The organism is Streptomyces sp. NPDC017246 (assembly GCF_044331325.1).
In the GTDB taxonomy this organism is placed as follows: domain Bacteria; phylum Actinomycetota; class Actinomycetes; order Streptomycetales; family Streptomycetaceae; genus Streptomyces.
In genome coordinates this window covers 51,390-70,911 of record NZ_JBIRMW010000017.1, presented here as the reverse complement: position 1 = coordinate 70,911, position 19,522 = coordinate 51,390, and the positions used below count along the sequence as shown (strand labels likewise).

Here is a 19,522-nt window from a genome sequence, read left to right as displayed (position 1 = left end):
CTCTCAATGCCCGCACGGCTCCCCTGGATACGCGTACGTCTCACCGTCGCGTCGCCGGGCGGGGCTACGCTGGCGCGATGGACGTGGTGAGCGACGCGATCTCGGCCGTACGGATCGGGCGGCCCTCCTCCCAGCGGGTGCGGGTCGCCGGGAGCTGGTGCACCCGCCTCGCCCCGTACGAGGGGGCGGGCTTCCATGTCGTCCTGGAGGGGCGCTGCCGGCTGCTGCCCGACGGCGGTGATCCGGTCGAACTCGGTCCGGGCGACGCCGTCCTGCTGCCGCACGGGACCGGGCATGTGATCGCCGACGGGTCCGCCGACGCGGCGAGGCTCGCGCGGGCAGTGCCCTTCGAGCGCTGGCAGGACGGGACCGGGTCGCGGCCGGCCCCGCCCGTCGCTCCCGGGGACGGCACGGCGGTCGAGATGCTGTGCGGCAAGTACCGGCTCGACCGCAGCCACGTCCATCCGCTCCTGGCGGAGCTCCCGCCGGTCGTCCATCTGCCGCACCGGGGCGACGGCGCCGACTCGGGACTCCGCTCCGCCATCGACCTGCTGGGCCGCGAGGTGGGGGAACGGCTCCCCGGCTCCGGAGTCGCCCTCCCGAGCCTGCTCGACCTGCTCCTCGTCTACATGGTCCGTTCCTGGACGTTCGCGAACGTCTCCGCGGGCGCCCCGGCGGGTGCCTCCGTGGGCGCCCCCGCGGGAGCTTCCGGGGGCCCGGTCGGGACCTGGCCGGCGGCTCTGGGCGATCCGGTGACCGCCGCCGCGCTGCGGGCCCTGCACGCCGACCCGGCCGCCCCCTGGACCAACGACCTGCTCGCGGCGGAGGCGGGTGTCTCGCGCCCCACCCTGGCCCGCCGGTTCACCTCCCTGGTCGGCCGGCCCCCGATGGCCTACCTCACCTGGTGGCGGCTCACCCGCGGCGCCGCGCTGCTGCGGGACACCCGGGACCCGCTGGCCTCCGTCGCCCGGCGCGTCGGCTACAGCACGCCGTACGCCTTCTCGCACGCCTTCCGCCGCGAGTTCGGCACGACGCCCGGGCTGTACAGGACCGCTCTCGGCGCGGCTATCGCCGACTGAGCGCGCGCTGTGCCTCGTACAGGTTCACGGGGCGCACGGATCCCGGGCTTCCGTACGCCTCCACGCGCGCGTGGAGGTCGCCCGTGAAGTCGGGGACGTCGGTCTGGTCGAACTCCCGGACCTCGCTGATGCCCACGGTCGCGCTGTACGGGGCGATGGTGTCGATCTTCACCAGACCGGCCCGGCCGTTGGTCACCGTCACGTTCCAGTGGGCGAACCGGGCTCCGTAGAGCGGGCCCGCGGAGGCGTCTCCGCCGTGCCGGCCGTTGTTCTCGACCGTGATCTCGGTCCGTACGTTGGCGAAGGGCATGCCCCGGTGGGTGTCGAAGGTGCCCATCTCCATCACCCCGCGCGACCAGACGTTGTGGCTGGACAGGCCCTCGACGTTGATGCCGTGGAGCTGGGTTCCGGCCGGGGCGGGGACGGTACGGGCCGCGATGCGGAAGTCCTCGACCAGGTTGTCGTGGGCGCCCTCCCGGCAGAAGTACGGGTGGTGGGAGCCGCGTCCCTCCACGCGTGTGCGGCGCAGGGTGCAGGCGGAGGCGGCGACGAGTCCGAAGCCGTTGTCGACGTGCCGGACCACCACGTCCTCCGCCCAGCAGTCGTACGCGCACTGGAAGGTGACGCCGTTGTAGCCCTTGTCCAGGAGGTGCGGGGACTGCGGGGTCTCCACGGCCTCCAGGGTCAGGCCCACCACCCCGGAGCCGGTGAGCGGCGCCGCCCCGGAGACGAGTCGGGGGTCCCACTCGGGGCGGGCGTCGAGCGGCAGGGGGCGTTCCAGGGTGACGGTCCGGCCCCGTACGGCGGTGATCCGTACGGGCCACTCGTAGGGGACGTAGCTGGTCAGCTTCGTCTTGTCGTCCCAGGTGTACGTCTCCGGGCCCGGGCCGCCGCCCGCCATGTGCTCCAGGAGGGTGTGCGCGGGGTCGTCGGCGAGGCGGAGGACGACGACGCGGCCGGGCCGGAGGCCCGTGGGGTCGTCGACCGTGACCGAGCGGTCGCCCCGCCGGGCCGGGCGGACGGTCGTCAGCGTGGTCCACTCGTCGCGCCGGTTGCCGGTCCAGCCCTCGAAGGGCCAGGCCCGGTCGCGTATCGCGGCGACGAGGGAGGCGTGCCGGGCGTGCGGGGAGAGCCAGATCAGACCGCCCGCCCAGGACCAGGACGACTTGTCGCCGCCGTAGCGGGAACCGTACGGGCCGATCAGTTCGGTGAGGTTCCGGGTGGCGAGCAGGGTCGTGCGGCCGGAGCCCGCGCCGCGCAGGACGACGCCGCTGTGGCCGATGCGGAGGTAGTCGTCGATCCGGTACGTGCCCGGCGGCAGGAGGACCGTGCCGCCGCCGCGCTCCCCCGCCTCCGCGAGGGCGCGGTTGATCGCGGGCGCCGCGTCCGCGGAGCCGTCGGGGGTGGCCCCGTAGGTGAGGGCGTTCGCCACGACGGGTGGGCGGGGGGAACGACGGGCGCCCGCGTGGGCGCCGGCCCGGCCCACGTAGGGGATCTGGGGGTGGGCGTAGGGGGCGGCTGCGAACTCCCGCCAGAGCGGGGTGGAGCGGGCGGGTGGGGTGAATCCGGTGGTACCCGCGGCTCCCGCCACCGCCACCGCGCCGCCGACGAACTGCCTTCTGCTGAGTGCCATACCCCTGAACCTTTCATGTATATGAACGGTGTTCAGATGTGCGCCGGGCGAGAGCATGGCACTGGAAGCCCCGTACGGGAAGAGGTCAGTTGAGAGGTTCTGCGGCGCCCGAGGAGTCGGCTACTCGGCGGGCTTCCGGGTCAGGCTCTTGAACGCGTCGAGGTTCCGGGTCGATTCGCCGCGCGAGACCCGCCACTCGTACTCGCGCCGGATCGCCGAGGCGAAGCCCAGCTCCAGGAGCGTGTTGAAGTCGCCGTCCGCCGCTTCCAGGACCGAGCCGAGGAGCCGGTCCAGCTCCTCGGGCGTGACGGCGGAGAGCGGCAGCTTGCCGGCCAGGTAGATGTCGCCGAGGCCGTCGACCGCGTAACTCACCCCGTACAGCTTGAGGTTGCGTTCGAGCAGCCAGCGGTGGACGCCCGCCTCGTTCTCGTCCGGGTGGCGGACGACGAAGGCGTTGAGCGAGAGCGAGTGGCGGCCGACGCGCAGCGAGAGCGTCGTGAAGAGCTTGCGCGTCCCGGGGAGTTTGACCACGTAGGAGCCCGGCTCGGGGGACTCCCACTCCAGTTCCGCGTCCTTGAAGGTGTCCTCGACGATCCGCCGAACGTCCTCGGTCTCAGCCATGGTGGGAGCGTACGCGACGGCGGTTGTCGCGCAGCCGATGGTCGTGCATGGCGGCCGTGTACACATCCGCCGTGCCCGAGGCCGCCGTGTCCCAGCCGAAGGAACCGGCGTGCAGGGCCGCCGCCGCGCCCATCCGCGCCGACAGCGACGGATCCGCCACGAACCGGCCCAGCGCACGGGCGTAGTCCACCGGATCGTGCCCCTGGACGAGGAAGCCGGTCACGTCGTCCCGTACGGCGACGGGCAGACCGCCCACCGCAGCCGCGACGACCGGCGTACCGGCCGCCTGCGCCTCTATGGCGACCAGACCGAAGGACTCGCTGTACGAGGGCATGACGAGGACGCTCGCCGCGCGGAACCAGTCGGCGAGGCGGTCCTGGCCCACCGGCGGGTGGAAGCGCACGATGTCCGCGATGCCGAGCCGGGCGGCCAGCTTCTGCAGCCCCTCCGGCTTCGCGAGACCGCTGCCGCTCGGGCCGCCGACCACGGGAACGATCATGCGGGAGCGCAGCGAGGGGTCCCGGTCCAGGAGCTCGGCGGCGGCCCGCAGCAGGATGTCCGGGGCCTTCAGCGGCTGGATGCGGCCCGCGAAGACCGGGATGAAGGCCTCCTGCGGCAGCCCGAGCCGGGCCCGGGCCGCGGCGCGGCCGTCGGCGGGCCGGAAGTGGTCGAGGTTGACGCCCGGGTGGACGACCGCGATCTTGCCGGGGTCCGCCTCGTAGAAGCGGGCGAGCTCGTCGGCCTCCTCGGCCGTGTTGGCGATCAGCCGGTCGGCGGCCGAGACGATCTGAGTCTCGCCGATCACGCGGGCCGCGGGCTCGGGCGTGTCCCCCGCGGCGAGCGCCGCGTTCTTGACCTTCGCCATGGTGTGCATGGCGTGGACGAGCGGGACGCCCCAGCGCTCGGCGGCGAGCCAGCCGACGTGCCCGGAGAGCCAGTAGTGGGAGTGGACGAGGTCGTAGTGGCCGGGGCGGTGGCCCGCCCACGCCTGCATCACACCGTGCGTGAAGGCGCAGAGCTGGGCCGGCAGCTCCTCCTTGGCCAGGCCCTCGTAGGGGCCCGCGTCGACGTGCCTGACGAGGACGCCGGGGGTGAGCTCGACGACCGGGGGGAGGCCGCCGGTCGTGGCCCGGGTGAAGATCTCCACCTCGATGTCGATGGCGGCGAGTCGTTTCGCCAGCTCGACGATGTAGACGTTCATACCGCCCGCGTCGCCCGTGCCCGGCTGATGCAGCGGGGACGTGTGGACACTGAGCATGGCCACCCTGCGTGGGGTGCGGTTCCGGCCGGGAAGCCGGAGTCGCGTCGGTGCCGGGTGCCGGTGCCGGGTGCCGGCGAACCGGGACACGTACTGGCTCACGTCGGCGGTCCTTCCGCTCGGGGGGCTGAGCTCGGGCGCCGTGGGCATGACGGCGGGAGGGCGTGGTGCGCCCTCCGGCCCGGACAACACCGGAATGGACCCTTTCATTTCCATCGCGCACGGCGCTTTGCCAATTCATTGCCGGGGCGGGCGGGCAGCCGCCCGGACGAGCGCCCCCACGGCACCCACCCCTTACGCTCTTCGCATGGCCCCGCGCACCACCCGCCCCGTCGGCACCCCGACCCGCGGGACCACGAATCCCAACCGTCTGCGCCGCATGGACCGCTGGATCGCCGACGTCCACGGCCCGGCCCTGCGCCGCTCCACCGAACCGCCGCTCGCCGTGGACCTCGGGTACGGAGCCGCCCCCTGGACCGCCGTCGAACTCCTCGCCCGGCTGCGCACCGCCGAACCCCGCACCCGCCTCTACGGCATCGAGATCGAACCCGCCCGCGTCGAGGCCGCGAAGCCGTACGAACACGAGGGCCTCTCCTTCGTGCACGGCGGCTTCGAGGTCCCCGTGCCCGGCCGGGTCGCCCTGATCCGGGCGGCGAACGTGCTGCGCCAGTACGACGAGGAACAGGTCACGGCCGTCTGGCGGCGTCTGTGCGGACGGCTCGCGCCGGGCGGACTCCTCGTGGAGGGCACCTGCGACGAGATCGGGCGCCGGCACGTGTGGGTGGCCCTCGACGGGAGCGGGCCGCGCACGGTGACCTTCGCGACCCGGCTCGGTTCGCTGGAGCGGCCGTCGGACCTGGCGGAGCGGCTGCCGAAGGCGCTGATCCACCGGAACGTGCCGGGCGAGCCGGTCCACGCGTTCCTGCGGGACTTCGACCGGGCGTGGGCGGCGGCGGCTCCGTACGCCTCGCTCGGCGCGCGGCAGCGGTGGATCCGCTCCGTCCGCGACCTGGCGGCGGACTGGCCCCTGACGGACGGTCCCCGGCGGTGGCGCCAGGGCGAGGTGACGGTGCGCTGGGAGGCGCTGGCGCCCCGGGGGTGAGGGGCGGGCGGGGAGCGGCGGCGCCTGAGTCCGAGGGGCGGACCGGGCGGGAGCGGGGGCCGGCCGGAGACGGGGACTAGGTGCCTCTTTTCCCAACTCCCGCCGAATTTCCCGTACGCCGGGAACGCCCCGCGCGAATCACTCGTCCCCCGTGGGGGGAGCAGGCCCGACAGGCCCCGGTTTCCCCTGTTGCTTTCCGGTTTCGCATGGCACTATCGCCAAGGTCACCACTAAGTTACTGACGGTAAATCAGATTTGGTCACTCGAGGGGGAGCTCGTGAACCGACGCCGCCACGCCACCGCCGCGATCACCGTGATCTGCGCCTTGACCGTGCTGGCCTCGCCCGCGCTGACCCTCCAGGCCGCGGCCGCGCCGCTGCCTCCTCCGCCGCCGAAGAAGAGCCTGGAGGAGGTGCGCAAGGAGATGGACGACCTGTACCGGCAGGCCGCCGTCGCCACCGACGCGTACAACCTCGCGGAGGAGAAGACCAAGGAGCAGTCCGCCGAGATCGTCCGGGTCGCCCGGATGATCGTGGAGGGCCGCGAGAAGATCGAGGACCTCAAGGCGAAGGCCGGCGCCGCGGCCCGCGCCCAATACCGCAACGGCGGGCTTCCCGAGGACGCCAAGTTCGTCCTCACCGACGACCCGCAGCTCTTCCTCGACACCGCCGGACGCCTCAAGGCCGGGGCGAAGGCCAGCACGGACCTCCTCGGCGAAATGACGCGGACCCAGGCGCAGTTGGACGTCTACGCCAAGGACGCCGGCGTCAACTGGACCAAGCTGGAGGCTCACCGCGTCCGGCAGGCCCAGGCGAAGAAGGAGATCAACGACAAGATCACCGCCGCGAAGCAGCTGGAGTCCGCACTCGCCGCCGAGGAGCGCGAGCGGCTGCGCCGCCTCGAGGAACAGGCGCGGGACAGGGCCCAGACCAGCTGGCTCGGCACCGGCGTCCTCGCCGGCCTGAAGGCGGACACCTCGCCTGCGGCGAAGAAGGCGATCGAGTTCGCGACCGGCCAGATCGGCAAGCCGTACGAGTGGGGGGCGGAGGGTCCGAGCTCCTTCGACTGCTCGGGACTGACCCAGAGCGCCTGGGGCACCGCGGGCCTGCCCATCCCGCGCACCTCGCAGGAGCAGTGGCGCCTGCTGCCGCGCGTCGACATCAAGGACATGCGGCCGGGCGACCTGATCGTCTACTTCAAGGACGCGAGCCACATCGGGATGTACGTCGGGAACGGCAGGATCGTGCACGCGCCCCGCCCCGGGCGGAACGTGACGCTCGCGGGTGCGGGCTCCATGGAGATCCTGGGAGTCGTCCGCCCGACGTGACGGAGTGCACTCGCGGAGCGGGAACCGGACGGACCCCGCCCGGCGTGACGTTTCTCATTGCCTTCGGACGCTCCCACGCGGCGTACGAGGGCAAGTACCTCCCCTTCCGCGGCATATGCCAATAACGACGCGGCGGCCCACCCGCTGATCGCCATTCCACTGCGCACCGCCCTACCGCTATGGTCCGGGACGGGCGGGACGCCACCCGGCGCCCTGCGCACCCTCGGGGGAGGGAAGGAACCCGGACCGATGCCCGTATCCGTACCGCGTCAGAGAATCGTCTCTGCTGCTGCGGGACCCGGCGACGCCACCGCTATGGACGCCACCGCTATGACAGGCACAGTCACAGGCACCGACCGCACCGATCTCACCCTCCTGGTCGTCGAGGACGACCCGGCGGGTGTCCTCGCCGTACCCGAACTGCTCGACGCGGCGGACGCCGCCGGCACCCGGGTCCGTATCCGCACCGCCCGCAACCTCACCGAGGCCGAGCGGCTCCTCACCGACGACGTGCACTGCGTCCTCGTCGACCTCTCCCTGCCCGGCCCCCGGGCCGCCGCGGGCGACGACCCCCTCGCCCCCCTGCGCCACATCCTGCGGCTCGCCCCGCGCCACGCCGTCCTCGCGCTCGCGACCTCCGCCGACGCCGAGCTGGCGGCCGAGGCCGTACGCGTCGGAGCCCAGGACCACCTCTTCCGCGAGGAACTCGACGGACGCCTGCTCAGCCGCGCCATCCGGTACGCCGTCGAGCGCAAGCGCGCCGACGCCGTCCAGGTGAAGCTCGCCGAGTCACGGCTCCGGGCGCAGGAGAACGCCCGCCTGGAGCGCGGACTGCTCCCCACACCGCTCCTGGAGGGCTCCGACCTGCGGTTCGCGGCCCGCTACCGGCCCGGCCGCGAGCGCGCGCTGCTCGGCGGCGACTTCTACGACGTGGTGCGCACGCCCGACGGCACCGTCCACGCCATGATCGGCGACGTCTGCGGACACGGCCCCGACGAGGCCGCGCTCGGCGTCGAGCTGCGGATCGCCTGGCGGGCCCTGACCTTCGCCGGTCTCTGCGGGGACGAGCTGCTCTCCACGATGCAGCAGGTCCTGGAGCACGAGCGGGAGAGCGAGGAGATCTTCGCGACCCTCTGCACCGTCGACATCGCACCCGACGGACGCCGCGCGGGCCTCTGCCTGGCCGGCCACCCGTCGCCGCTGATCGCCCGGCAGGGGCGGGCGGCACGGCTGCTCCCGTACGAGGACGGCGGCCCGGCCCTCGGTCTGCTGCCGCGCGCCCGCTGGCCGCGCCGACAGGTCGAGCTCGGCGGCTCGTGGAGCCTGCTCATGTACACGGACGGACTGATCGAGGGCCGCTCGGCCGGACCCGGCTCGCCGCGGCTCGGCCAGGACGGGATGGTCGGGATGATCAACCGGCAGCTGGCGTCGGGCCTGCGGGGCGAGGAGCTCCTGGAGGCGGCGGTGACGGAGGTCCGGTCCCTGAACGGCGGCGAGCTCACGGACGACGTCGCGGTCCTGGCCCTGGAAAGGGAAAGGACCCGGGGATAGTCCCCGGGCCCTGCCCGTCGTGTCCTCGGGCCTGCCGTCGTGTCCTCAGGCCCGACCTGTCATGTCGCCGGCCGTCCGGCCGTCCGGCGGTCGGCCTTGACCGCTGCCCGCGGCGGCCGCGCCGCCACCGGCCGGTCGTCGCCGGTCGGCTACCGGCCGCCGTTGTAGGGGCCGTACGGCCCGTCGCTGCTGGAGCCACCGCCCCGACGGCCCCGGCCGCCGCCGCCCGACACCTGCGCGAGCGCGGGGCGGACGTCCACCATGAAGACGATGGCCGCGATCACGCCCGCGATCTGCAGGAACAGCATCGGGAACAGCAGGTTCAGGGCGAGGTTGATGCCCAGGACGATCAGCCAGAACTTCTTCGTCTGCTTCTCGGCGGCACGGTACGCGTCCTCGCGCGCCATGGCGGCGAAGACGAGCGCGGCGACGGCGAAGCCGGTGAAGATCAGGAACATCACCAGAGAGAGAAGGGAGTCGAATCCCGCGCGCAACATGCTGAGCACCGCCTAGAGAAGAGGGAAAGAGCGCCTCGCGGTCAAGGTACCCGGTTCAACGCACCGGCTACCCGAATTGGTGCCCGGCCCTACTCCTTCTCGGCGGCGACGGCCGCCTTCTTGGCGGGGGCCTTGCGCGCGGTGGTCTTCCTGGTGGGCGCCTTCCCGGCCTCGGCGGACGCCTCGGCCTTCGGCTCCCCGGCCGGCTCGTCCTCGGCCTTCGTCTCCGACGGCTCGACGACGACGGCGATCTCGACGATCTCCTCGGCGGCCTCGCCACGCCAGGCCTTGACGGCCTCCTCGCCGTGGGCGGCGACCTCCTCGTACTTCTCGCGCGCCTTGACGGCGTACTCGGCGGCGACGCCGACACCGCGCAGGGCGAGGTCCTGGGCGGTCTCGCCGAGCTTCTTGAGGTCCGTGTCGAGACCGCCGACGACATCGGCGAACTTCGACTGCACGGTGGCCTGGGCCTCCTTGGCCTGGGCGGTCACCTTCTCCTGCACGGCCTTGGGGTCGGTGTTCCGCACGGCCTCGATCCGGCCGGGCGCCTCGGCGGCGAGCTGCTCGATCAGGCCGGGAACCTTCTTGGCCTGCTGCACCGCGAGGTCGGCGGTGCCGGCGGCGAAGTAGAGAGGGGTACGCAGTTCGTCGATGATGGCCATGCTGGTGGTCCTCCCGGGTGTGACGTTCGAGCGAGTGGATCGAGCGAGTGGATCAGGGAATCAGGGGTTCTTCGGCATCGGGCGCGCCGGCCGGCCGGGGGGCTGCGGCCTCGGCGGCCGCTGCTCCGGCCTCGGCCCGGGGTCCGGCCTGGGCCTGGGCTTGCGCCTGGGCCTGAGCTTGCGCCTGGGCCTGAGCTTCGGCCTGGGCCTCGGCGGCGTTCTCCTTGCGGAAGGAGTCGTAGATCTGGAGCAGCACCTGCTTCTGCCGCTCGTTGATCGAGGGATCGGCCAGGATGACGGCGCGCGTCTCCAGCTCGTCCCGCTCCTTCTCGTCGAGAATCCCGGCCCGTACGTAGAGCGTCTCGGCGGAGATCCGCAGGGCCTTCGCGACCTGCTGCAACACCTCGGCGCTGGGCTTCCGCAGCCCGCGCTCGATCTGACTCAGGTACGGATTCGACACCCCGGCGGCGTCGGCGAGCTGCCGCAGGGACAGCTGTGCGGTCCTCCGCTGCTCGCGGAGGTACTCACCGAGATTGCCGACGTTGAGCGATGCCATGCCCCGACCATGCCAGCCTTTGCTAACTATTGCAAGCACCCGCTTGCATCTGCATGCAGATGCGGACGGAGGGCACCCGCTGCCATGCTGGTGGGCGTGACGCTGGAGGACCTGGTACGGCTGCGCCGGGCGCGGGACGTGATGGATCGCGACTACGCGCTCCCGCTGGACGTTCCCGCCCTCGCCGGAGTCGCCCTCATGTCGACCGGGCACTTCGCCCGCAGTTTCCGCGCCGCCTTCGGCGAGTCCCCGTACAGCTACCTCATGACCCGGCGGGTCGAACGCGCCAAGGCGCTGCTCCGGCGGGGCGATCTGAGCGTCACGGACGTCTGCTTCGCCGTCGGGTGCACCTCGCTCGGGTCGTTCAGCTCGCGCTTCACCGAACTCGTCGGCGAGACTCCGTCCTCCTATCGGGCCCGTCGCCACGAGGACGGCGCCGCCATCCCCGCGTGCGTCGCCAAGGTCCGGACCCGGCCGGTCCGGAAGAGCTGACCGCGGACGTACACCGGCCGGAAGTGTCGGCCTCGGGCCCGTACCGGATCCCCAGGCCGGGCCCGACGGCGCGCCGCCGAACGGTCAGGATCGGAGAAGCGGAATCCGGCGCCCGGCCGTAGCGTCGACCGCATGAACGTCAAGCTCTCGCAGTGCTTCATCGCCGTCGACGACCACGACAAGGCGCTCGCCTTCTACCGCGACGCCCTCGGCCTGGAGGTCCGCAACGACGTCGGTTTCGAGGGGATGCGCTGGGTGACCGTCGGTTCGCCCGCGCAGCCGGACGTCGAGATCGTCCTCGAACCGCCGCTCGCCGACCCCAACGCCTCCCCCGCCGACCGCCAGGCCGTGGCCGAGCTGCTCGCCAAGGGCATGCTGCGCGGCGTGATCTTCTCGACCGAGGACGTCGACGCCACCTTCGAGCACGTCCGGGCGGCAGGCGGCGAGGTCCTCCAGGAGCCGGTCGACCAGCCGTACGGCGTCCGCGACTGCGCCTTCCGCGACCCCGCCGGCAACATGCTCCGGTTCACCCAGCCCCGTTCCGCGTAACCCTTCCCGGCCCCTGCGGCGCTTCCCCCGGCCCATGCGTCCCTTCCCCTGGTCCGCGTAAGCCCGCGGCCCTACCCCCGTCCGGCCGAGCCTCCCTGTCGACCTTCGCCGTGCCACCATGTGGCCAAGGTCAACAGGGAGGTTCCACATGCCAGTTGAATGCATTCGGCGCCCCGTACCGCCGCACGCCGGGGAGAGCGTCCCCGCCCCCGGGAGCGGTGAGCAGCCGTGGTGAGCGGTCGGCAGCGCCGCGGGGACGTCCTCGACGAGACGGGCAGCGCCTCGCCCCGGCGCTTCTCCGGACCCACGGCCGGTGGGGAGCGGGCGATGCTCGCCGGGTTCCTGGCGGACCAGCGGGCGACCCTGGTCCTCAAGTGCGCGGGCCTGGACGAGGTCGAGGGAGGGGCGGCGATCGCCCGCCGGGCCGTCGAACCGTCCACCCTCTCGCTGCTCGGCCTCGTCCGGCACCTCACCGACGTCGAGCGCCGCTGGTTCCAGGCGGTGCTCGCCGGGCAGGACGACGCCGGTCCGCTCTGGTCCTCCGCCGAGGACCCGGACGGAGACTTCGACGGCGCCTCGGCCGACCCCGCGTCCGTCGACCTCGCCTGGAAGGCCTGGCGGGAGGCGGTGGACTTCGCCGAGCGCTTCGCCGCCGACGCCCCCGACCTCGACGTCTCGGGACACGACGGCTGGCGCGGCACGGTCTCGCTCCGCTGGGTCCTCGTCCACATGATCGAGGAGTACGCCCGCCACAACGGCCACGCGGACCTCCTGCGCGAGCGGATCGACGGCGCGCGGGGCGTGTAGGCACCCGTCCCGCGGGTCGGGGGCGGGTAGGCCCCCGCTTCGCGGGTCCCCCGCGGTCCGCGCGCGGGGGACCGTCACGGACGCCTGCGGATCCCCCGGGTCCGCTCACCCCGCCCAGGCCGCGAGCCACTCGTAGTCCGCGTCCGTGAGCCCGCGGCCGGGGTCCACCCGGTGGAGCAGCGCCGGGCCCGGGTGGTGGGCGGCGACCCAGGCCCGGTCGGCGGCACCGATCTCGTCGTCCACCCAGGCGAACGGCCGCCCGGCCGCCCACGCCACGAGCTCCGGCGTCTTCCAGTGGAGTCCGGGCGCGAGGGCGGGCCCGTCGCCCGGAGGCCACGGCAGGAGCGGCAGTACGGGCAGCCCGAGTCGCGGGGCGACCCAGGTGTTCGCGTCCTCCTCCCAGGTCGTCGCCCAGACGAGTTCGTACGGCAGTGCCGCGAGCCGTGGCCCGTGCGCGGGGTCGAGCCGTGCGAGCAGCGGGCTCACGGACACGGGCGGCGTCGGCGGGTACGTCGGGTACTCCCGGCCGTTCGCCGCCCCGAAGGGGATCAGCGGGCCGTCCACGTCCAGGAAGAGCAGGGGAGACGGATCCGTCATGCCTCCATCGTGGCCCCGCGACCTCGTCCCCTTCTCGATAATCCGTTACGGATCGATTCTCGTTACCCTGACAGGCATGACCGCCATGGCGCCCACCCGCACCGAGCCCGACCTCTCCTACCTCCTCGACCACACCAGCCACGTCCTGCGCACCCGGATGTCCGCCGCGCTCGACGCGATCGGTCTCACCCCCCGGATGCACTGCGTCCTGGTCCACGCCCTGGAGGAGGAGCGCACCCAGGCGCAGCTCGCGGAGATCGGGGACATGGACAAGACGACCATGGTCGTCACCGTGGACGCCCTGGAGAAGGCCGGGCTCGCCGAGCGCCGGCCGTCGAGCACCGACCGGCGCGCGCGGATCATCGCCGTGACCGAGGCGGGGGCCGAGGTCGCCCACGAGAGCCAGAAGATCGTCGACGGGGTGCACGAGAGCGCCCTCGCCTCCCTCCCGGACGACGAGCGCACCGTTCTGCTGCGCGCCATGAACCGGCTGGTCACCGGCCATCTGGAGACCCCGGTCGAGAGCCCGAGGCCCGCCCGCCGGGCGCGTCAGCGCGGCTAGGGGCCGCCCGGACCGGGCCCGCTGACGCCCCGGCCCCCACCCCCACACGCACTCCGACCCCTCTCCCCACCCCACCCCAAATCCGTTCCGTAAAAAATAGTCTGCAACAAAACCTTCTGTTAATGTCACTCCTGTCGGCTCCACCGAACAGGAGTGATCCCCGTGCCCACCTCCGCCCGCATCCCCTCCCGCCGGCTCGCCCTCGGCGTCCTCGCCACCGGCATGCTGATGACGATCCTCGACGGCAGCATCGTCACCGTCGCGATGCCCGCCATCCAGAGCGACCTCGGCTTCACCCCGGTCGGCCTCAGCTGGGTCGTCAACGCCTACCTGATCGCCTTCGGCTCGCTCCTCCTCCTCGCCGGCCGCCTCGGCGACCTGATCGGCCGCAAGCGGATGTTCCTCGTCGGCACCGGGATCTTCACCGCCGCCTCGCTCCTCGCCGGAGTCGCCACCTCCCCCGGCGTCCTCATCGCCGCCCGCTTCCTCCAGGGCGTCGGCAGCGCGATGTCCTCCGCCGTCGGTCTCGGCATCCTCGTCACGCTCTTCACCGTGCCGGGGGAACGCGCCCGCGCCATCGCCGTGTTCAGCTTCACCGGCGCCGCCGGCGCCTCCCTCGGTCAGGTCCTGGGCGGTGTCCTCACCGACGCCCTCGCCTGGAACTGGATCTTCTTCATCAACCTGCCCATCGGCCTCGCCACCCTCCTCGTGGCCCTCCACGCCCTCCCCTCCGACCGGGGCCTCGGGCTCGGGGCCGGCGCCGACGTCCTCGGCGCGCTGCTCGTCACCGGTGGGCTCATGACCGGGATCTACGCGGTCGTCAAGATCGAGGAGTACGGGGCCGGTTCGGCGCACACCCTCGGCCTCGGCGCCCTCGCGACCGTCCTGCTCGCCGGGTTCCTCGTCCGTCAGGCGAAGGCCGCGAACCCGCTCATGCCCCTGCGGATCCTCCGCTCGCGCAGCGTCTCCGGCGCCAACGCCGTCCAGATGCTGATGGTCGCCGCGCTCTTCTCGTTCCAGATCCTCGTCGCGCTCTACCTGCAGAAGGTCCTCGGATACGGCGCCGCCGAGACCGGCCTCGCGATGCTGCCCGCCGCCGCCGTCATCGGCGCCGTCTCGCTCACCGTCTCGGCCCCCCTCATCGCCCGCTTCGGCGAGCGGAACGTCCTGCTCACCGGCCTCGTCCTGCTCCTCGGCGTCCTCGGTCTGCTGACCCGCGTCCCCGTCCACGCCTCCTACGCCACCGATCTGCTCCCCGTGATGCTGCTCGCCGCCGGATTCGGCCTGGCGCTCCCCGCTCTCACCTCGCTCGCCATGTCCGGTGCCGAGGAGAAGGACGCGGGCCTCGCCTCCGGCCTCTTCAACACCACGCAGCAGATCGGCATGGCCCTCGGCGTCGCCGTCCTCTCCACCCTGGCCGCCGCCCGCACCGAGTCCCTCACCCGGGCCGGCCGGCCCGCCGCCGAGGCCCTGACCGGCGGCTACCACCTGGCCTTCGCCGTCGGCGCCGGTCTCCTCCTCGCCGCCCTGGCCATCGCCTTCACCGTCCTGCGCCGCCCGGCCGCCCGCCCGGAGCAGGAGGCGCCCGAGGAGGCGAAGGCCCCGGCGACAATGGCTCCATGAGAGCCGACCGACTCGTCGCCGCCCTGCTCTTCCTGCAGACCCGGCAGCGCGTCACCGCCGCCGAACTCGCCGCGGAACTGGACGTGTCCGAACGGACCGCCCGCCGGGACCTCGAAGCGCTCGCGAGCGCCGGGGTCCCGGTCTACTCCCAGGCCGGCCAGGGCGGCGGCTGGTCCCTGGTCGGCGGAGCCCGTACCGACCTGACCGGCCTCACCGCCCCCGAGATCCGTGAGCTGTTCCTGCTGACCGGGCCGGACGCCGGCGCGAGCCCGCAGACCCGGACCGCGCTGCGGAAGCTCGTACGGGCCCTCCCGGCGACGCTCCGCGAGGGCGCGGAGGCCGCCGCCCGCGCGGGGATCTCCGACGGCACCGACTGGGCGGGCACGGAGACGGAGGAGGCCCTGCTCGCCCCGCTCCAGCGGGCGGTGGTCGAGGCCCGGGAGGTCAGGATCGGCTACGCCCGCCCCGGCCGGGAGCCGAGCGAGCGGACCGTCCAGCCGCTCGGGATCGCCGCGAAGTCCGGGGTCCGCTATCTCGTCGCGGACACGGAGCACGGGCTGCGGACGTTCCGGATCGGCCGGGTCACCTCCGTGACCGGGACCGGCGCCCCCGCCGTACGCCCCGAGGGCTTCGACCTGCCCACCGCCTGGCGTGCGCTGGCCGCCCGCATGGAGGACCGGATGGTCGCCGCGACGGTACGGGGCCGGGCCGCCCCCGGCACGGAGCCGGTCCTGGAGGCCGTGATCGGCGGGCGGATACGGTACGGGACACGCACCGGGGACGGCTGGACGCCCTTCGAGGCGGACGGCCCCTCCCCCGAGGTGATCGCCGCCCGGCTGGCCGGTCTCGGCGCCCGCGTGGAACTCCTCGACCCGCCCGAGGCGCGTACGGCCCTCGCCCGCATCGGAGCCGAACTCACCCTGCTCTACGAGCAGTCGGCGCCGTCAGCCATTCCGGAAGCTCCGCCGCGTGCACCAGCGTCAGCCGGGACACGGCCCGTGTGAGCACCACGTACAGCCGGTTCGGTCCGCGCGCCCCGGCGGCCACGATCGCGGCCGGCTCGACCACGACGACATGGTCGAACTCCAGGCCCTTGACGAGGCTCGCGGGCAGCACGGTCACCCGCTCCCCGCACCCGTGCAGTGCCTCCGCCACCCGGCCCGCCGGGCCGTCGGCCGTGATCACCCCGACCGAGCCCTCCGACGCGAGCGCCTGCCGTACGGCCTCGCGCGTGGCGGCGAGGAGGTCCGTCGCCCGGCGGAACGTCACCTCGCCGTCCCCGCGGACCGATCGGCCCGCCGGTACGTCCGCGCCCAGGTGCGGAAGGAGCCGGTTGGCGAGGTCCACGATCGCCGCGGGGACCCGGTAGCCGAGGGTGAGGGGCACCACGGGCGCCCCGGCCTTGCCCAGGTGGGCGAGTTGTTCGTGCCAGTCGCGGGCCGCCCACGGCGTGGTGCCCTGGGCCAGGTCGCCGAGGACGGTGAGCGAACCGAAGGCGGTGCGGCGGGCGATCGCCCGGCACTCCATGGGCGAGAGGTCCTGGGCCTCGTCGACGACGACGTGGCCGTAGCTCTCGGGCCGTTCGATCAGGCCCGCGAGTTCGTCGAGGAGGACGAGGTCGGCGGCGGTCCAGCGCGCCGAGCGGAAGGACCGCGGCGGCCGTTCCCAGCGGATCGCCGCCCGCTCGGCCCCGGTCAGGGCCGGGTCGGCGGGGTCCGTGAGGAAGTCCGCGAGCACCTCCTCCGGGGTGGTCCTCGGCCAGCACGCGTCGAGGAACGCGGTCAGCGCCCCGGCCCGTTCGATCCGCCGCGCCCAGGCCGCGCCCATGGGGCCCCAGCGGCGTTCGGCACGGAGCTGGAGGGCCCGGACGATCCGGGCGCGGACCCGCTCGCGGCCGGTCGCGTAGGGCGGCGCCTCCTCCCGTACGTCCGCGACGATCTCGGCGAGCCGGGCGGCCGGCAGCCGCCAGTGGGACGAGCCGTCCGGGACGGCGAGGTCGTCCGCCGGGGCCGGGTCGACCCTGCCGTACAGCGCCCGGTGCAGCACCCCCGCCATCCGCGCGTCGTGCTTGATCCGGGCCGCCGCCCCGCCGTCCTCGGCGCGGACCGGGTGGCGGGCGATCTCCTCGTCGAGGGTGGCCTGGCGGACACCGGTCTCGCCGAGCGAGGGCAGCACCTCGGCGATGTAGGAGAGGAAGGCCCGGTGGGGGCCGAGGACGAGGAGGCCGGAGCGGCGGATCCGCTGCGGATGGGTGTAGAGGAGGTACGCGGCCCGGTGCAGGCCCACGGCGGTCTTGCCGGTGCCGGGCGCGCCCTGCACACAGAGGGAGGCGGCCGGGTCGGAGCGTACGAGATCGTCCTGCTCGGGCTGGATGGTGGCGGCGATGTCCCGCATCGGGCCCACCCGGGGGCGCTCGATCTCCCCGGCGAGCAGGGCGCTGACCGTCACCGCCCCGCCGGCCGTGAGCTGTTCGTCCTCCAGTGCGGTCAGGTCCTCCGAGACGCCGCCGCTGTACGGGGCCCAGCCGAAGCGGCGGCGCCGGAGGACGCCCTGCGGGTCGTGGGCGCCTGCCTGGTAGTAGGCGCGGGAGACGGGCGCGCGCCAGTCGACGACGAGCGGCGGGGCGGCGGGGTCCTCGCCGATCCGGCGGCGGCCGATGTGGTGGATCCGCCCGTCGTCCAGGTCGAGGCGCCCGAAGAACAGCGGCCCCGGCGGCTGCTCCCTCATCTCCTTGGCGCGGCTGCGCAGGTGCCGGCCGAGCGCCTCGGCGTCGGCGCCGGACGCGGCGGTGTCCTCGCCGGTGACGACCTGTTCGGCGACGTTCTCGGTCATGCGGATCAGGGCGGCGCGGCAGGCGTCGTGATGGGAGCGTTCGCGGGCGAGCTCAAGGTCCAGTTCCGTCATTCCGGCAAGCCTAACCGAAAACGTTACTGGGTTACATTTTTTACTTGTCTACGAGCGGTTTTCGGGCGGCACACCGGAGCGGCCCCTCGTACGGGTCCTGGCCGGGCTCAGTACGGGAGCCCCTCCCGCAGCGCCCCGAAGGCGAGACCCGCCGCCGCCACCGCCTCCGCCTCCAGCCCGTCGGCCGTCTCCCCGCCCGCGATCCTGGCCGTGTTCTCCTCCGCGAGGACCCGGAGCACGGTCACGATCTGCCCGGCGGCGAGCCGCGCCAGGAGCGGGTCGCCCGGGCCGGCGGCCAGCGCGTCCGCGAGGGCCGCCTCCGACCTCACCCGGTACGCGTGGAGGCGGCCGACCAGGGCCGGCGTGCCGTACAGGAGCCGGAGGTACGACAGGACCGACGGGTGGTCGCAGAGCCCGGTGACCGGATCGCGCCGGGCGAGGCCGTCGAGCAGGTGCGCGTACAGCGCGTCGAGGGGCGCCGTACCGGCACGACGCCCCTCGGCCACCACCCGGGCCGACTCGTCCTCGTGATCGGCGAACCGATGGAGGACCAGGTCCTCCTTGGCGGGGAAGTACCGGAAGAGGGTCGGCTTGGAGACCTCGGCGGCGGCGGCCACCTCGGCGACCGAGACGGCGTCGAAGCCCCGCTCCAGGAAGAGCGCGACGGCCGCGTCCGACAGGGCCTGCCGGGTGCGCTCCTTCTTCCGTTCGCGCAGCCCGGGAGCGGCGGCGCCGCGGTCCGAGGTCATGAGGCACGCCCTTCCACCAGCACGGCGACCCCGTCCAGGATCCGGGTGAGTCCGAAGCGGAACTCGGTCTCGGGGTCGTCGGCGACGTCCATCACCCCCGAGGCCAGCACACGCGCCACCTCCGGGTACCTCTCCGGGTCGGCGAGCCGCCGCAGGGTGCGGCCGTAGCGGGCGAGGACCTCCTCCGGGCTCGCGCCGCCCGTGGCGATGACGGCGGCGAGGTCGGCCATGACCAGGGCGTCGCTCCGGACGAAACCGCCGACCAGCAGGGTCACCGAGATCTTGCGGCCCGCGTCGAGGCCGGTGCCCTCCAGGGCGACGAGGGCCTTCTCCCACCAGGCGACCAGATGCGGTGTCGCGGGCGGGCCCGAGACGGGGAGCCGCAGCATCCAGAGGTTGCGGATGTAGACCTCGCGCAGCGCCCAGGCCCAGGACTCCAGCGCCTCGCGCCAGCCGGTGCCGGGCGGGAAGAGCTCGGGCGGGGCGCCCGTGGCGGCCTCCCGCATGAGGACGTACAGCTCGCTCTTGGCGGAGACGTACCGGTAGAGCGACATCGTCGAGGCGCCGAGCTCCTTGGCGACCCGGCCCATGGAGACGGCGCCGATCCCCTCGGCCGAGGCGAGGGAGACGGCCGCGTCGACGATCCGGTCCAGGGTCAGGCCGGGCTTGGGCCCCTTCGAGGGGCGCTCCCGGAGCCCCCAGGCCGCCTCGATGCTCGGCGGCAGAAAGCTCCCGCCGCCCCCGGCGCCACCGTCGGCCTCCGCGCCGCCGCCCGCACGTTCCTCGCCGTTCGTCACAACCCGCCGCCTCCCGGCCACCTCGCACGCTTGACGCCCATCCTAGTAATGCGTAACCCTTACGCAGTAACGCGTATGGCATACGCAGTACGCCGACGGGTGCCAGTCCACACGGTCGCACCGGGTCCACCGATGCGCGGGGCAGCCGTGCGCGGG

Annotated in this window: 20 protein-coding genes; 10 read left to right on the top strand and 10 right to left on the bottom strand. The window is 73.6% G+C overall.

The window, feature by feature from the left end:
* Positions 1–77 precede the first annotated feature (77 nt).
* The gene (locus ACH4MY_RS31415; RefSeq protein ID WP_398007230.1) at positions 78–1,079 is read left to right on the top strand and encodes an AraC family transcriptional regulator; all 1,002 of its coding nucleotides are present in this window, start codon (positions 78–80) and stop codon (positions 1,077–1,079) included.
* On the opposite strand, the gene ACH4MY_RS31410 is transcribed toward ACH4MY_RS31415, so the two are convergent.
* The 3 genes from ACH4MY_RS31410 to mshA all read right to left on the bottom strand — a co-directional run bounded on the left by ACH4MY_RS31410 (position 1,066) and on the right by mshA (position 4,693).
* Positions 1,066–2,712 (bottom strand): glycosyl hydrolase family 28-related protein, encoded by a 1,647-nt coding sequence (locus ACH4MY_RS31410; protein WP_398007228.1) that lies wholly within the window; start codon positions 2,710–2,712, stop codon positions 1,066–1,068. The two genes, ACH4MY_RS31415 and ACH4MY_RS31410, sit on opposite strands and share 14 nt — an antisense overlap.
* A 120-nt stretch (positions 2,713–2,832) precedes the next feature.
* Positions 2,833–3,333: a YbjN domain-containing protein gene (locus ACH4MY_RS31405; protein WP_398007226.1), complete on the bottom strand. Its 501-nt coding sequence runs from the start codon at positions 3,331–3,333 to the stop codon at positions 2,833–2,835.
* Positions 3,326–4,693 (bottom strand): D-inositol-3-phosphate glycosyltransferase, encoded by a 1,368-nt coding sequence (gene mshA, locus ACH4MY_RS31400; RefSeq protein WP_398007224.1) that lies wholly within the window; start codon positions 4,691–4,693, stop codon positions 3,326–3,328. The genes ACH4MY_RS31405 and mshA overlap by 8 nt, the downstream gene beginning before the upstream one ends.
* A gap of 205 nt (positions 4,694–4,898) precedes the next feature.
* Between mshA and ACH4MY_RS31395 the strand changes: the two genes are divergently transcribed.
* From ACH4MY_RS31395 to ACH4MY_RS31385, 3 genes are all read left to right on the top strand, one after another.
* A complete protein-coding gene (locus tag ACH4MY_RS31395; RefSeq protein WP_398007222.1) occupies positions 4,899–5,693 on the top strand; it encodes a class I SAM-dependent methyltransferase in 795 nt (264 codons plus the stop codon).
* A 277-nt stretch (positions 5,694–5,970) separates the two neighbouring features.
* On the top strand, positions 5,971–7,020 hold the full coding sequence (locus ACH4MY_RS31390) for a C40 family peptidase (RefSeq protein ID WP_398007220.1): 1,050 nt from the start codon (positions 5,971–5,973) through the stop codon (positions 7,018–7,020).
* Positions 7,021–7,335: 315 nt separating this feature from the next.
* Positions 7,336–8,571: a PP2C family protein-serine/threonine phosphatase gene (locus ACH4MY_RS31385; RefSeq protein WP_398007219.1), complete on the top strand. Its 1,236-nt coding sequence runs from the start codon at positions 7,336–7,338 to the stop codon at positions 8,569–8,571.
* Between the two features lie 149 nt (positions 8,572–8,720).
* Here ACH4MY_RS31385 and ACH4MY_RS31380 read toward each other — a convergent pair whose 3' ends face one another.
* The 3 genes from ACH4MY_RS31380 to ACH4MY_RS31370 all read right to left on the bottom strand — a co-directional run bounded on the left by ACH4MY_RS31380 (position 8,721) and on the right by ACH4MY_RS31370 (position 10,286).
* On the bottom strand, positions 8,721–9,068 hold the full coding sequence (locus ACH4MY_RS31380; protein ID WP_398007217.1) for a DUF2516 family protein: 348 nt from the start codon (positions 9,066–9,068) through the stop codon (positions 8,721–8,723).
* An 89-nt stretch (positions 9,069–9,157) separates the two neighbouring features.
* Positions 9,158–9,730: a hypothetical protein gene (locus ACH4MY_RS31375; RefSeq protein WP_398007215.1), complete on the bottom strand. Its 573-nt coding sequence runs from the start codon at positions 9,728–9,730 to the stop codon at positions 9,158–9,160.
* Positions 9,731–9,782: 52 nt separating this feature from the next.
* The gene (locus tag ACH4MY_RS31370) at positions 9,783–10,286 is read right to left on the bottom strand and encodes a helix-turn-helix domain-containing protein (protein WP_398007214.1); all 504 of its coding nucleotides are present in this window, start codon (positions 10,284–10,286) and stop codon (positions 9,783–9,785) included.
* Between the two features lie 96 nt (positions 10,287–10,382).
* Between ACH4MY_RS31370 and ACH4MY_RS31365 the strand changes: the two genes are divergently transcribed.
* The 3 genes from ACH4MY_RS31365 to ACH4MY_RS31355 all read left to right on the top strand — a co-directional run bounded on the left by ACH4MY_RS31365 (position 10,383) and on the right by ACH4MY_RS31355 (position 12,134).
* A complete protein-coding gene (locus tag ACH4MY_RS31365) occupies positions 10,383–10,778 on the top strand; it encodes a helix-turn-helix transcriptional regulator (protein ID WP_398007212.1) in 396 nt (131 codons plus the stop codon).
* A 132-nt stretch (positions 10,779–10,910) separates the two neighbouring features.
* Complete coding sequence (locus ACH4MY_RS31360; protein WP_327163399.1) at positions 10,911–11,327, top strand: VOC family protein; 417 nt, start codon at positions 10,911–10,913, stop codon at positions 11,325–11,327.
* A 231-nt stretch (positions 11,328–11,558) separates the two neighbouring features.
* Positions 11,559–12,134 (top strand): DinB family protein, encoded by a 576-nt coding sequence (locus tag ACH4MY_RS31355; protein ID WP_398007210.1) that lies wholly within the window; start codon positions 11,559–11,561, stop codon positions 12,132–12,134.
* Between the two features lie 105 nt (positions 12,135–12,239).
* Here the strand turns inward: ACH4MY_RS31355 and ACH4MY_RS31350 are convergent, their stop codons facing one another.
* A complete protein-coding gene (locus tag ACH4MY_RS31350; RefSeq protein ID WP_398007208.1) occupies positions 12,240–12,731 on the bottom strand; it encodes a hypothetical protein in 492 nt (163 codons plus the stop codon).
* Between the two features lie 76 nt (positions 12,732–12,807).
* On the opposite strand from ACH4MY_RS31350, the gene ACH4MY_RS31345 reads away from it, so the two are divergent.
* The 3 genes from ACH4MY_RS31345 (at position 12,808) to ACH4MY_RS31335 (ending at position 15,920) form a co-directional block, all read left to right on the top strand.
* Complete coding sequence (locus ACH4MY_RS31345) at positions 12,808–13,293, top strand: MarR family winged helix-turn-helix transcriptional regulator (RefSeq protein ID WP_398007206.1); 486 nt, start codon at positions 12,808–12,810, stop codon at positions 13,291–13,293.
* Positions 13,294–13,515: 222 nt separating this feature from the next.
* Positions 13,516–14,916: an MFS transporter gene (locus tag ACH4MY_RS31340; protein WP_398007431.1), complete on the top strand. Its 1,401-nt coding sequence runs from the start codon at positions 13,516–13,518 to the stop codon at positions 14,914–14,916.
* Positions 14,913–15,920: a helix-turn-helix transcriptional regulator gene (locus ACH4MY_RS31335; RefSeq protein WP_398007204.1), complete on the top strand. Its 1,008-nt coding sequence runs from the start codon at positions 14,913–14,915 to the stop codon at positions 15,918–15,920. Before ACH4MY_RS31340 ends, ACH4MY_RS31335 begins: the two co-directional genes overlap by 4 nt.
* Here ACH4MY_RS31335 and ACH4MY_RS31330 read toward each other — a convergent pair.
* The 3 genes from ACH4MY_RS31330 to ACH4MY_RS31320 all read right to left on the bottom strand — a co-directional run bounded on the left by ACH4MY_RS31330 (position 15,832) and on the right by ACH4MY_RS31320 (position 19,366).
* Entirely contained in the window at positions 15,832–17,820 is a 1,989-nt protein-coding gene (locus tag ACH4MY_RS31330; protein ID WP_398007203.1) for a HelD family protein, read from the bottom strand. The genes ACH4MY_RS31335 and ACH4MY_RS31330 overlap by 89 nt on opposite strands.
* 107 nt (positions 17,821–17,927) lie before the next feature.
* A complete protein-coding gene (locus ACH4MY_RS31325) occupies positions 17,928–18,569 on the bottom strand; it encodes a TetR/AcrR family transcriptional regulator (RefSeq protein WP_398007202.1) in 642 nt (213 codons plus the stop codon).
* Entirely contained in the window at positions 18,566–19,366 is an 801-nt protein-coding gene (locus ACH4MY_RS31320) for a TetR/AcrR family transcriptional regulator (RefSeq protein WP_398007200.1), read from the bottom strand. The genes ACH4MY_RS31325 and ACH4MY_RS31320 overlap by 4 nt, the downstream gene beginning before the upstream one ends.
* Positions 19,367–19,522: the final 156 nt, after the last annotated feature.